This is a genomic window from Geitlerinema sp. PCC 7407, from assembly GCF_000317045.1.
In the GTDB taxonomy this organism is placed as follows: Bacteria; Cyanobacteriota; Cyanobacteriia; order PCC-7407; family PCC-7407; genus PCC-7407.
Genome location: NC_019703.1, coordinates 3,469,362 through 3,483,307, shown reverse-complemented (window position 1 = coordinate 3,483,307; position 13,946 = coordinate 3,469,362). Strand labels below are relative to the sequence as shown.

The window sequence follows — 13,946 nt, the reverse complement described above, 5'->3', positions numbered from 1 at the left end:
CCTCTTCCTGACTATGCGTTCCCTTTGCTTTTGGCGATGATTGCTTCAGCCACGTTCCGAGGAACTTCATCGTAGTGGCTGAATTCCATCGAGAATATACCGCGACCTTGAGTCTTTGACCGAATGTCGGTGGCATATCCAAACATTTCTGCCAAGGGGACTTTTGCAGACACCTTAGCAATACTGTCCTCAGAGCCCATGCCCTCAATCTGACCCCGTCGAGAGTTGAGGTCACCCATGACATCTCCGAGGAAGTCTTCAGGAACTTCGACTTCCACTTTCATCATGGGTTCAAGCAGCACAGGTTGAGCCTTCATCACAGCCTCTTTGATTGCCATAGAGCCAGCAATCTTAAAGGCCATTTCAGAGGAGTCAACGTCGTGGTAGGAGCCATCTACCATCGTTACTTTGACATCGATGACGGGGTAGCCTGCAAGAATACCAGATTCGCAAGCTTCTTTCATACCCTGTTCCGCCGGGCCAACGTATTCCCTAGGAACAGTACCGCCAACAATCTTGGAGACGAACTCAAAGCCAGAACCAGTGTCACCAGGCTCAAGCTCGATGACTACGTGGCCATACTGGCCCTTACCGCCACTCTGCCGGACAAATTTTCCCTCTGCCCGAACTGATTTGCGAATGGTTTCACGGTAGGCAACCTGAGGTGCACCGATGTTGGCTTCAACCTTGAATTCTCGCATCATCCGGTCGACGAGAATTTCTAGGTGAAGCTCGCCCATTCCAGCAATTACAGTCTGGTTGGTTTCCTGGTCGATGCTGACTCGGAAGGTGGGATCTTCCTCAGACAAAGATTGGAGTGCCTTGGACAGCTTCTCCATGTCCTGCTTTGTCTTGGGCTCGACTGCGACTGAAATAACAGGCTCAGGGATGAACAAAGACTCGAGAATGACAGGAGAATCTTCGTCGGTGATGGTGTCACCGGTGAAGGTGTCTTTCAATCCCAAGGCTGCGCCTAGATCACCCGCCCGTAGTTCGTCGACTTCAATACGATCATCGGCTTTCAGGACGATCAGGCGAGAGATGCGCTCTTTCTTGCCCTTGGTCGAGTTGTAGACGTAGCTGCCTTTTTTCAGGATGCCAGAGTAAACCCGAACAAAGGTCAGACGGCCATAGGGATCAGCCATGATCTTGAAGGCCAGAGCTGACATGGGTTCGCTGTCATCAGAATGACGAACTATAGATTCGCCGTTGGGCAGGATGCCCTGGATAGGAGGAACCTCAGTAGGAGAGGGTAGGTAATCTACTACCGCATCCAACATTAGCTGGACTCCCTTGTTCTTGAAAGCTGAGCCACACAGCATGGGAACAAGAGTGCCGGCAATGACGCCTTTGCGAATGGCGTACCGAATTTCCTCTTCTGTCAGCTCTTCCCCTTCCAGATACTTCTCGGTTAGGGCATCGTCTGTCTCGGCGACAGATTCGATGAGCTTGAGGCGATACTCTTCGGCCAGTTCACGAATATCTTCCGGAATGTCAACATCTTCGATGTCAGTTCCGATGTCGTTGGTGTAGATCTTGGCGCGCATCCGCACGAGATCTACGATGCCGCGAAATTCGCTTTCTGCACCGATGGGGATTTGAATGGGAACTGCGTTAGCGCGAAGGCGATCGCGAATTTGCCCATAAACCTTGAAGAAGTTCGCGCCCGTACGGTCCATCTTGTTGACGAACACTAGGCGAGGAACTCTGTACCGGTCAGCTTGACGCCAGACGGTTTCAGATTGGGGCTGCACACCGCCTACAGAGCAGAAGACTGCAATCACGCCATCGAGTACACGCATTGAGCGTTCTACTTCGATGGTGAAGTCTACATGTCCAGGCGTATCAATGATATTGATTTGGTGGTCTTTCCACTGGGTGCTGATAGCAGCAGCAGTAATGGTGATACCCCGTTCCCGCTCCTGTTCCATCCAGTCGGTGACGGCTGTGCCCTCGTGGACTTCACCAATTTTGTGGACAACGCCGGAGTAGAACAAAATCCGCTCCGTCGTCGTCGTTTTGCCCGCATCAATGTGCGCGGCGATACCTATATTCCTTACTTTCTCAAGCGGGGTGGTGCGTGCCACAGCTAACTCCTTCGTCTCTGTCGCGGATGTGCACTTTATGGCTTTGTTAAGATTCTATACTTTTATTGAAAACTGCATCGCACACAACTGAATTGTTTAGGGATGCAGTTTCCAAAATTAGTAGCGATAGTGCGCAAACGCTTTGTTTGCTTCAGCCATTTTGTGGGTTTCTTCGCGCTTACGGATGGCGCTACCGGTTTCGTTGGCTGCGTCCATGAGCTCGTTGGCAAGGCGCAAGGACATAGCGCGACCGGGACGCTGACGAGCGTATTGAATGAGCCAGCGCAGAGCGAGGGCAATTCCTCGGTCTGTGCGGACTTCCATGGGAACCTGGTAGGTCGCACCGCCAACCCGGCGAGCTTTAACTTCTACGAGAGGGGTTGCGTTGCGTACAGCCCGCTCAAATACTTCTAGGGGATCGGAGCCAACACGATCTTCAATGACCTTGAAGGCGTCATAGACGATCCGTCGTGCAGTGGATTTTTTGCCGCTGTGCATGATGCGACGGATCATCATGCTCACGAGTCGGCTGTTATAGGTTGGATCTGGGGGAACCGAGCGTTTTTGGATAACACCGCGACGAGACATAGCTGAGCCTTAAACTGAATAAACCTGTAAGTCGATGTACATGATAAAACTGAACCTGCTTTAGGCTCAGTCTGCCACACCCTCAGTGGCCCGAATATTGTAGCAGCGCTAATTTGCTGATGCTCTGGAAGCTATCGAAAACTCCTAGGCAAAAGGCTAATAAACTAGCCCTTGGGGCTTGATGCTTGTCTGTTGAGACTGTCGCGAGGATCCAATGCGCTTGAGAACCTTGCTGTCACCAAGCCTTAACAATTTAAGCTTTTGGCCGCTTGGCGCCGTACTTAGAACGACCTTGACGGCGGTCTTTCACGCCTGCGGTGTCTAGGGTGCCACGAATGATGTGGTAGCGTACGCCCGGCAGATCTTTGACCCGGCCTCCCCGAATCATCACAACGGAGTGTTCTTGGAGGTTGTGGCCGATACCGGGAATGTAGGCGGTAACCTCAAAACCGGAGGTTAGACGGACCCGCGCGACTTTACGCAGGGCTGAGTTAGGCTTCTTGGGGGTGGTGGTGTAAACCCGAGTGCAAACTCCTCGGCGTTGCGGACAGCTCTTCAAGGCTGGCGACTTAGTCTTCTTCTTGGCCTTTTGGCGCTCGCTACGAATTAGCTGCTGAATGGTGGGCATGAGCTGTGGCGTGTAAGGTCTTCAACCGTTCCAACTTTCAACAAATTCTAATCATACTGAGCTTTGAGGAGTATTGTCAAACTGGCGACGAGTCTAGGCTGCTGCTGACGCTAAAGGAGTGGCCACAGCCGCAGGTGCTGGCGGCTGCGGGGTTGTGAAAGCGGAAGCCGCCGCCCATGAGGTCTTCGGAGTAGTCGAGACTCAGGTCGCCCAGATAGGGAGCGGTGTCTGCGGCGATCGCGATGGTGAGGTCTTCTGAGGTGGTGAGCTGGTCACTGGGGTTGGGCTCGGTAATGAATTCAAGCGTGTAGGACCAGTCAGAGCAGCCTCCAGATTGCATGCCAATGCGAAGAACGCGAGCGTTTTCGCTGGTTTGCTGAGATTTCAAACGCCGAATTTCGTTGGCTGCTGCTTTGCTCAAATGAACCATGGGGAAATCAGAAGGTCGGAGGATGAGCGAATGGTCGGAGCGATCGCCTGTTTGCTGGAGACAGCTGATGGACCTCTGCTGACTGCGAAGCAGACGGAAAAAGCGATGTTCTTTAGTTTATAGGCTGAGGGGTGATCGCCAAAAAGCTTGTCAACCCAACAAAGCCCCGCTGGGAAGGCGAGGCTTTGGAGAGACGCTATTAGGTTTTAGAGATGGCTTGGCTGGGGCGGCTAACCAGAGGCCACTTGGCGATCAGGCCTACAAGGCGCGAGTTCTGATTCAGCTTTCGGCGCGGGCATAGTCGTCTTGGAAGCGAACGATGTCATCCTCGCCGAGATATTCGCCGTTTTGGACTTCGATCAGCACGAGGGAGATCACGCCTGGGTTTTCGAGGCGATGGCTGGTACAAGGCGGGACGTAGGTGGACTGGTTGCTCGACAGCAGCAGTTCGCGATCGCCGCAGACGACCTTGGCGGTGCCTGAAACCACGATCCAATGCTCACTCCGATGATGATGCATTTGGAGGCTCAGACGGTGACCGGGTTTGACCTCGATACGCTTAATTTTGTAGCCCCTGCCTTCCTCTAGGACCGTAAAGGAACCCCAAGGGCGAAGTTCGGTTGCTGCTACGCCTTTGGGTGCTCCAGGAGCTGGGAGCGCAAGGCCGGGGACGTGAGCAATTTCTTGGGGTTGAGCCACGGGTTTCTCCTTGAAAATAGCCCTAGGTGAACGGTTTTAAGGCGAGGGACTTGGCGGTCTGAAGAATCCCCAAGGCCTCGCATAGGGGGGTCTGAGGCCTACCATAACAAACTGATCTGGGCCGATGTCATCTGTAATCTCGCTGCGATGGGAAATCTACACTAACTCTTTAAGCAATGTGGGCACTCCGTAAAAGGAGTTCAAAGCTGAGGCCTCTGGCGGAGGGTCTTAGGGGGTCCAGAAAAGACCCAAGCCGTTGTGAACGCGGGCCGCGCTCTGGGGAGGTTTGTTGAGTAGTTGCCCGCCCAAGTAAAGCGTGGTGGAGCTGCCTCCGTCGAGGTTCAGGGCGTTGACGGCTCCCAAATTTCGCATGATCTGGGCCATTTCTGGCAGTGTAGGGCCTGCGGTTTCACCGCCGCTGTGGGTGGCAACGATGAGTAGCGTGCCGTTGGCGGTCTGACCCAGGGCGCTCCGAGCGGCGGCCCCTTGAGTAAAGTTGGCGTTGAACTGCTCGCCGGCTGCGTTCAGGACGATTTGAGAGTTCTGGATCAGCAGGGGGCCGCCGCCCATAATGTTCGGGTATTGACCAAAGCTGCTGGGATTGGTGGCGTTGGTGAGGGTAAGGGTGGTGCCCGCAGGAAGAGCGGCGGCGCCAGTGCGGTTGGAGCGCGCGACGAGGAGATACCCGTTGGCCGGAATGGTGACGGTGCCGCTGCCTGCTTTGCCCGTGGTTTGTTGACGCAGGACGCGATCGCCTTCGACAAAAATCAAGATCTCGTTGTCGCTGAGGGGGGTGTAGGGGCCCCAGGTGGGCGTGTAGCGCGCAAAACCTGCCTGGATGTAGCCGCTGTTGAGCGTGGTGATGGGGAAGCGCTGACCGCTGCCGGTGCTCAAGACTTCCTGAAGGCTGAGGCGGCCCATCTGGATGTTGCCTTGGCTATCCCAGGCGATCGCCCCGCGATTGAGAATCGGACCCGAGAGCCAGCGTCCCTCTTGGCGAATAGCCCCTAGGGGCAGCTTGTTGTTGCGATTAAAAAAGCCGCCGTTGATGGCCGCGATTGCCCGTGATTGCTGTGCAAGACGCAGCAGCGGCTCAATGCCCGCGATCGTGCTGGCGCTGCTGGTGATCGGCTGAAGACTCAGGCCGCGCTGGCGCAGGTCCACCTCAAGCCAGACAACGGGATGGGAACGGCGGCCGCTAGAGACCATTTGCTGACGCCAGCGAACGCCGGGAGCCCAAGCGATGCTGCGGTTGGGCAGTGCGTCGCGACGCACGTCAATCACGATGCGGTTGGGGTTGGCCAGGGTGAAAAATTGATAGGCGGAGTCCGCTGGTAGTCTCAGCTGCAAGAGGGTCTGGCGACCGTTGGGCTTGATGCTGGTGATGCTGCGGAAGCGGCGATTGTTGGCGGGAGTGGCGGAGGGTTTGGTGCCAGAAGAGGGGGCAGCGCTCATTTTGGCGATCGCGGGTCCCAGGGCAGGGGCGATCGCCGCATCGAGGCTCAGGGTCAGCACTTGGGCCTGTTCTTGCATCTCAAAGGGGATCGGTCCATCGACGTCCAGCACAATGCGATCGCCCCAGCTGTGGCGGCCTTCTCGCACATTGATCACCTGGGCCGTGGGTGTCTGGATTTGGAGCGTGTCGCCGTTGACGCTTGTGGTCCAGCCCAGGCTCCGAGCAAAGTCCGTGATGTCCAGATACCGATGCTGGCCCGTGAGCCGCGTCGGCAGCGCAACTCCGCCCTGGGCAAACCACTGAACAGGCTGCTGGCTGAGGCTGTCTGTGTTGAGCAGGTCGATTCCCAGCACCTTCGGCAAATCGCTATCGCTAATCGCAATCCGGGGCTGAGCCGAATTGCCGCTGGCGGCCCACTGGCCCCAAGCCGCGCTCGTGCTGCGGCCATTGATCGAAATTCGTCGGCCCTCCTGGAGGGGTTGGGCTGCGCTGCTAGAGGGTGTCTGGGCGATCGCCTTTGCCACGCCGGTCCAGGTGGGCGTAACGGTCTCGCGCGCCGCAGGGACTGCCGCTATATCCGGCTTGGGTAAGGCTGCTGCCAGCCCGAGCAAAGCCAAGCTGCCTAGCAGTAGCCAGCGCAAATGCCGCGATCGCCCTGCCACCGCTGAGCGCGGCTTCAGTGAACCTTGATCATCTCTCCCAGAATTCGTCCGACGATATCCCATGAAAACCTCTCACAGCGGAGCGTAAGGCGTGGCCGTTATGACCCCCGTCAGACATTATTTGTGTCTGCCTTTCAGGACAAAGTTCTTTTCTTCACCAAACGATACAGGCCAGTTTCCCGAAAATCGCTGGGAGCCCTGATTAGCAGCGCCAAACTATCAAGGAATAATGACCTAGCTCCCCTAGCGATCGCCCGAATTTGCCATAATTTGTATAGCTATCAACGCCCGCTTCCCCTCGCTGGAGCTTGTAGCGCCCATCACGCAACGTCGAAAGGTCTAGCTGCTTTCTCCCGCAATCCCTACCGAAGTTGCCTTGGGGATCAAAAAGCCGCTAGCGGAACAACCGTTTTCGCCGTGAGTGAGTCCGAAACCGAAGTATCTTCTATAATACTTCTACTCAATCCGCAGCCTTGAGCAACGAAACTTCGGTCCAGCTGTTGAGAGGCGGTTCGCAGCCCTGTCAGAGACCCTACGGTTGAAACAGCTTGCCACCAGCAACTTCCTTGCGGCTGCCTGCATTGCTGAGAGAATTTCAATCAGTTCCAGGCTTGCAACAATCTTCTGTCAATACATTCAGGCGCTCTGGGCTTGCGCAGCCACCCTCAAGCCTCATCGTCCTTTTGAGACAGAAAAATAGCTAACCATGCAGCGCTTAGCTTCTAGGCGCTGCATTGCTGCCGCGGCAAAGCTCTTCCGCGCTGATTTTCGAACCAAAGGCTTGTGGTGTGGTCGCAGCGCCTCACCAAGGCCGAGATAGCAGCTAGTCAGTCACCTCCGGTCTTGAATATGAACCAAGTCAACCCTCCTATCATGGAAAATCTGAGCGCACATCAATCTCTCCAGCAGAGTCCCGAACCCCAGCAAGGGTATGCAGGTCAGCGCTGGCTGGTAGAAGAACGGGACGCCTGTGGAGTCGGTTTCTTGGCTGACCAGCAGGGTCGGGCTAGCCATGAACTGGTGGAAAAAGCGCTGGGTGCTTTGACCTGCTTGGAGCACCGAGGAGGCTGCAGCGCAGACCAAGATTCTGGAGACGGGGCCGGCATCATGACCGCGGTGCCCTGGCGCCTGCTAGAAAGCTGGTGTGCAGCTCAGGGGATCACCATGCCTCCCGTTGAGCAGGTGGCTGTGGGGATGGCTTTCTTGCCTCAAGATGCTGAGCTCGCTGCGATCGCCCGCCAAGCCGTCGAGCAGAGCTGCGCTACCTCGGGCCTGACCGTGCTCGGCTGGCGTGAGGTGCCGGTTCGCCCCGAGATTTTGGGTGTGCAGGCTCGAGAAAATCAGCCGAAGATCGAACAAATTTTGGTGCAATCCCCCACGCTTCAAGGGGATGCCCTCGAGCGCGAGCTCTTCTTGATTCGCCGCCGCGTCGGCAAGGCTCTGGGAGAGCAGGCCGCCCAAATTCAGCAAGACTTTTACTTCTGCTCGTTCTCAAACCGCACCATTGTCTATAAGGGCATGGTGCGATCGGCGGTTCTAGGTGAGTTCTACACCGACCTCCAAGACGCTGCCTACGAGAGTCCGTTTGCGGTTTACCATCGCCGCTTTAGCACCAACACCTTCCCCCGCTGGCCCCTGGCCCAGCCGATGCGCTTCCTGGGTCACAACGGCGAGATCAACACGCTGCTTGGCAACATCAACTGGATGATGGCGCGGGAGGCGGATCTGGCGCACCCCATCTGGGGCGATCGCCTCGATGAGCTCAAGCCCACCGTCAATCCCGAAAACAGCGACTCTGCGACCCTGGATAACGTGCTGGAGCTGCTGGTTCAGTCTGGCCGTAGCCCCCTCGAGGCCCTCATGGTGATGGTGCCGGAGGCCTACCAAAACCAGCCCGATCTCAACGAGCATCCCGAGATCGTCGACTTTTATGAGTACTACAGCGGTTTGCAGGAGCCCTGGGACGGCCCGGCGCTGCTGGTGTTCTGCAACGGCAAGCATGTCGGCGCGACCCTCGATCGCAACGGCTTGCGCCCTGCCCGCTACAGCATCACGCGGGATGGCTACATCGCAGTGTCTTCGGAAGCTGGGGTAGTGGACCTGCCCGAAACGGAAATCATTGAAAAAGGCCGCCTAGGCCCAGGTCAAATGATTGCGTTCAATCTGGAGACCCGCGAAATCCTCAAGAACTGGGACATCAAGAAGCAGGTTGCAGCTCAGTACCCCTACGGCACTTGGCTGAAGGAAAACCGCTTCGTCCTCAGCCCCCAATCCTTTGGGGAAAACTGCTTGCAGGACGCCTCGACGCTGCTGACGCAGCAAACCGCCTTTGGCTACACGGCTGAAGATGTCGAGATGATCATCGAGGCGATGGCCAGCCAAGGGAAGGAGCCGACCTTCTGTATGGGCGATGACATTCCCCTGGCGGTGCTCTCGGACAAACCCCGCCTGCTCTACGACTACTTCAAGCAGCGCTTTGCTCAGGTGACGAACCCGCCCATCGATCCGCTGCGGGAAAGCCTGGTGATGTCCCTGAGCATGCAGCTCGGCGGACGTCACAACCTGCTGGCGACCTCGGCGGAGGGGGCTCGCTTGATCAAGCTGGAGTCGCCCGTGCTGAACGAGGCTGAGCTAGAGGCCATTCGCCGGTCGGATTTTGCGACAGAGACGCTGTCGACGCTGTTTGCGATCGCCGATGGTCCTGAGGGATTGCAGCGAGCCGTCACCGCGCTGTGCCAGAAGGCAGCTGAAGCGGTGCGCAGCGGCAAGCAGGTGCTGGTCCTGAGCGATCGCGCCGATGCAGCCGGTCAAGCGGGCCTAAGCGCTGGCTACAGCTATATCCCGCCTCTGCTGGCCGTGGGCGCTGTGCACCACCACCTGATTCGCCAGGGCCTGCGCATGAAGGCCTCCATCGTCAGCGATACGGCCCAGTGCTGGAGCACCCACCACTTCGCGTGCCTGATCGGCTACGGCGCGAGCGCTGTCTGCCCCTACCTCACCCTGGAAACCATCCGCCACTGGTGGTCTGACTCCAAGACCCAAAAGCTGATGGAGCGCGGCAAGCTAGAGGCGATTTCCTTGACCGGCGCCCAAGACAACTACCGCAAAGCGGTGGAGCTGGGCTTGCTGAAGATTCTGTCCAAGATGGGCATTTCGCTGCTGTCGAGCTACCACGGGGCGCAAATTTTTGAGGCCATCGGTATCGGCGGCGACCTGCTGCACCTAGGCTTCTACGGCACAGCCTCTCGTCTGGGCGGCCTCAGCGTTCAGGAACTCGCGCAGGAAGTTCTGTCCTTCCACCAGCGGGCCTTCCCAGAGCTGACGGCCAAGAAGCTCGAGAACTTTGGCTTTGTCCAGTACAAGCCCGGTGGTGAGTACCACATGCACAGCCCGGAAGTGGTCAAGTCTCTGCACAAAGCCGTGGCAGACAAGCAGTACGACCACTATGAGGTCTACCAAAACCACCTGGCCAACCGACCGGCAACGGCGCTGCGAGATTTGCTGGACTTCCAGAGCGATCGCCCCTCGATCCCCCTCGAAGAGGTGGAGTCGGTGGCTGACATCGCGAAGCGCTTCTGCACCGGCGGTATGTCCCTAGGGGCTCTCTCCCGAGAAGCTCACGAAACCCTGGCGATCGCCATGAACCGGATCGGCGGCAAGTCCAACTCCGGTGAGGGCGGCGAAGACCCTGTGCGCTTCAAGGTGCTCTCGGACGTAGATGCCGAAGGTAACTCCCCCGTGCTGCCCCACCTGCGGGGCCTCAAGAACGGCGACACCGCTAGCTCATCCATCAAGCAGGTCGCCTCGGGCCGCTTTGGCGTCACGCCCGAATACCTGATGAGCGCCAAGCAGATCGAAATTAAAATGGCCCAGGGTGCGAAACCCGGTGAAGGCGGCCAGCTGCCCGGCAAGAAAGTCAGCCCCTACATTGCCATGCTGCGGCGATCGAAGCCCGGCGTGACGCTGATTTCGCCGCCGCCCCACCACGACATCTACTCCATCGAAGACTTGGCCCAGCTGATCTTTGATCTGCACCAGATCAACCCCCTGGCTCAGGTGTCCGTCAAGCTCGTTGCTGAAGTCGGGATCGGCACGGTGGCCGCTGGCGTCGCCAAGGCCAACGCCGACATTATCCAAATCTCGGGTCACGACGGCGGCACGGGTGCCTCGCCCCTCAGCTCCATCAAGCACGCCGGCGGCCCTTGGGAACTGGGTCTGACCGAGGTGCACCGCGTCCTGATGGAAAACAGCCTGCGCGATCGCGTGGTGCTGCGCGTTGACGGTGGTCTCAAGTCCGGCTGGGATGTCCTCATTGGCGCACTGATGGGCGCTGAGGAATTCGGCTTCGGCTCCATCGCCATGATCGCCGAAGGCTGTATCATGGCCCGAATCTGCCACACCAACAACTGCCCGGTGGGCGTCACGAGCCAGCGGGAAGACCTGCGCAAGCGCTTCCGGGGCATCCCGGAGAACGTCGTGAACTTCTTCTACTTCGTGGCAGAAGAGGTCCGCTCGCTCCTGGCGCGTCTGGGCTACCGCTCCCTCGATGAAGTGATCGGCCGGGCTGATCTGCTGAAGGTGAAGGACAATCTGACCCTGAGCAAGACCCAGTCTCTCAACCTCGACTGTATCACCCAGCTGCCCGATACCCGCAGCGATCGCGCTTGGCTCAACCATGGCGGCGTCCACAGCAACGGTCCGGTCCTCGATGACCAGCTCCTAGCAGACCCCGCCATTCAGGCGGCAGTGCGCGACCAAGGCAGCGTGCAAAAGTCGCTGACGGCGGTCAACACCGATCGCACCATCGGCGCGCGTCTCGCTGGGGCGATCGCCAAGCAGTACGGCGACTCTGGCTTCGAAGGCCATATCCAGCTCGACTTCCAGGGCTCTGTGGGCCAGAGCTTTGGGGCCTTCAACCTGCCGGGCATGACCCTGAAGCTCGAAGGGGAAGCCAACGACTACGTCGGTAAAGGCATGCACGGCGGCGAAATCATCATCAAGCCCGCTAGCGCCGCCACCTACGACCCGTCTCTAAACGTCATCGTCGGCAACACCTGCCTCTACGGCGCCACCGGTGGCGTCCTGTTCGCCAACGGCCAGGCCGGCGAGCGCTTTGCAGTGCGCAACTCCAAGGGCCAAGCCGTGATCGAAGGGGCCGGAGACCACTGCTGCGAATATATGACGGGTGGCATTGTGGTTGTTCTGGGCCGCTCAGGTCGTAACGTGGGTGCTGGCATGACCGGTGGTCTAGCCTACTTCCTCGATGAAGATGGCTCCTTCCCCACGAAGGTCAACCCAGAAATCGTGAAAGTGCAGCGGGTTATCACGGCGGCTGGTGAAGAACAGCTGAAGTCCCTGATCCAGGCTCACGCCGAGCGCACCGGCAGCCCGAAAGCGAAGGCGATTTTGGCGGACTGGAGCAGCTACCTGCCCAAGTTCTGGCAGGTGGTGCCGCCGTCAGAGGCAGAAACCCCCGAAGCCAATCCCAATCCTTCGGAGACCAAAGTGCTGACGTCGGTGCAGTAAGCGCCTAAAGCCGAGGGGCCAAGCTGCCCCTCAAGCGATCGCTTTTATCAAAGTCATCAAACGAAAAAACCGGGGAAAAACTTCCCCGGTTTTTATTTGGCAAAATGCAGCGTTGGGCTTTGATCAGACCTGGACGCATCTTTCTTGATACAGCCCGACAATCTGATTGACCACGTCGGCAATGGTGAGACCGTCGGTCTGGATCTCGATGGCGTCGGGCGCTTTGATCAAGGGAGCAGACTCTCGCGTGCTGTCTTTGTAGTCGCGCTCGTAGATGGCGCGCTCGAGCTCGTCGAGATCGATATCGCCGTGGCCCTGATTTTTGAGGTCAATTTGGCGGCGTCGGGCGCGCTCCTGTACGGACGCAGTCAGGAAGATTTTGAGTTCGGCATCGGGAAAAACGTGGGTGCCAATGTCTCGGCCTTCAGCGACGAGTCCGCCATGGAGACCGTAGGCCCGCTGCTGCTCCATGAGGCCTTGGCGCACGGCGGGCTGGGCGGCGATCGCGGATACCTGCGCAGTGACCTGGGGGCTGCGGATGGCGGTAGTCACGTCTTCGCCATTGATAAAGACTCGCTGGCCTGCGATCGCCCCTGAGGTTGCGTCTGCCTCCCCGAGCCGGAACTCGATCTGGCAGCGATACACCATCTCTGCAATCGCCGGTTCGTCGTCGATCGCCGTTTCGGTCGTGAGCGCCAGCCAGGTGACCGCCCGGTACATGGCCCCTGTATCCAGATAGGTCAGCCCAAGCGCATCCGCCACGCGCCGCGTCACCGTTGACTTGCCTGCGCCGGCCGGACCGTCGATCGCCACGATGGGCTGACGATTGCGAAGCACCACATTATCAATCAGCCGCGTATTTCCTAAGCGCGCGGCGATCGCCAGTAACCCAGAATCTTGCACAGTATCCAAAGACTTGAGAATAACAGGATCAACCAACTCAATGTATTCCAGTTCGACCGCAGGAACCGTCGCAATTTCACGCTTGACGGCGGTCAAAATTGCTTCGCGCCCGTAAGTGCCCTGACGAACGACCTGCACCGCCGCCTGGAGCGCCCGATACAGGACTGCCGCGTCGTCTCGCTCCTGGGGGCTGAGGTATTGATTGCGGGAGCTGAGGGCCAAGCCGCTACTCTCGCGCACGATCGGGCAAACCACCACCTCCACCGGCTGATTCAGGTCATGAACCATCCGGCGAAGAATGGCCACCTGCTGAGCATCTTTCTGGCCAAAATAGGCCCGCGTTGGCTGCACCAAGTTAAAAAGCTTGGTGACCACCGTGGTCACGCCGTGAAAATGGCCCGGGCGCGATCGCCCGCAGAGGACCTGCGTCATGTCTGCCGGTGGCAGGACCTGAGTCCTGCCCACCAGCATCTGCGTTGAGCTCACGCGATCGCCATACAGCTCCTCGACCGTCGGCGCAAAAATGACATCGACCCCCGCCTCGCGGCACAGGGCCATATCTTGCTCCAGCGTCCGTGGATAGCGCGCGAAATCCTCGCTGGGGCCGAACTGAAGCGGGTTTACAAAAATGCTGACAACCACCAGATCGTTGTCTTGGCGCGATCGCTGAATGAGGCTCAAGTGACCGGCATGGAGGGCTCCCATTGTCGGCACCAAACCAATCGTTCGCTGGGGAAAAGTGTCCCGGCCGGGACCAGAAAAATTCCGTTGCGTCTGCGAAGAATCAGTCGACTCCGGTTGCAACCGATATTGATCTAGGTAGCAACGCAAAGCTGCAACCGTACTAAACAGTCGCACCACAACCCCCACTCACTTCATGACGCCGTGTAAACCCATATCATTATCAGCCGTCTCAGCGCTGTAGTGCACATCGCCTCCCCAGCAATTTTGGCCAACTTCCCTTTCA

General features: G+C 58.1%; 8 protein-coding genes. 1 reads left to right on the top strand and 7 read right to left on the bottom strand.

Translation table 11 applies throughout. The features are described 5' to 3' along the window. Window positions 1-11: 11 nt before the first annotated feature. The 6 genes from fusA to GEI7407_RS14065 all read right to left on the bottom strand — a co-directional run bounded on the left by fusA (window position 12) and on the right by GEI7407_RS14065 (window position 6,613). Entirely contained in the window at window positions 12-2,087 is a 2,076-nt protein-coding gene (gene fusA, locus GEI7407_RS14090; protein ID WP_015172868.1) for an elongation factor G, read from the bottom strand. Window positions 2,088-2,204: 117 nt separating this feature from the next. Next, on the bottom strand, window positions 2,205-2,675 hold the full coding sequence (gene rpsG / locus GEI7407_RS14085) for a 30S ribosomal protein S7 (protein ID WP_015172867.1): 471 nt from the start codon (window positions 2,673-2,675) through the stop codon (window positions 2,205-2,207). Window positions 2,676-2,928: 253 nt separating this feature from the next. After that, complete coding sequence (gene rpsL, locus GEI7407_RS14080; RefSeq protein ID WP_015172866.1) at window positions 2,929-3,303, bottom strand: 30S ribosomal protein S12; 375 nt, start codon at window positions 3,301-3,303, stop codon at window positions 2,929-2,931. A gap of 76 nt (window positions 3,304-3,379) precedes the next feature. Beyond that, on the bottom strand, window positions 3,380-3,733 hold the full coding sequence (locus tag GEI7407_RS14075) for an iron-sulfur cluster assembly accessory protein (RefSeq protein ID WP_015172865.1): 354 nt from the start codon (window positions 3,731-3,733) through the stop codon (window positions 3,380-3,382). Window positions 3,734-4,012: 279 nt separating this feature from the next. Further along, complete coding sequence (locus GEI7407_RS14070; protein WP_223294553.1) at window positions 4,013-4,414, bottom strand: phosphomannose isomerase type II C-terminal cupin domain; 402 nt, start codon at window positions 4,412-4,414, stop codon at window positions 4,013-4,015. 246 nt (window positions 4,415-4,660) lie between these two features. Next, a complete protein-coding gene (locus GEI7407_RS14065) occupies window positions 4,661-6,613 on the bottom strand; it encodes a phosphodiester glycosidase family protein (protein WP_015172863.1) in 1,953 nt (650 codons plus the stop codon). Between the two features lie 810 nt (window positions 6,614-7,423). Between GEI7407_RS14065 and gltB the strand changes: the two genes are divergently transcribed. Continuing rightward, complete coding sequence (gene gltB / locus GEI7407_RS14060) at window positions 7,424-12,076, top strand: glutamate synthase large subunit (RefSeq protein WP_041268472.1); 4,653 nt, start codon at window positions 7,424-7,426, stop codon at window positions 12,074-12,076. A 123-nt stretch (window positions 12,077-12,199) separates the two neighbouring features. Here the strand turns inward: gltB and GEI7407_RS14055 are convergent, their stop codons facing one another. After that, window positions 12,200-13,837 carry a bifunctional pantoate--beta-alanine ligase/(d)CMP kinase gene (locus tag GEI7407_RS14055; protein ID WP_041269084.1) on the bottom strand — a complete coding sequence of 546 codons (1,638 nt, stop codon included), beginning with the start codon at window positions 13,835-13,837 and terminating at the stop codon, window positions 12,200-12,202. Window positions 13,838-13,946 lie beyond the last annotated feature (109 nt).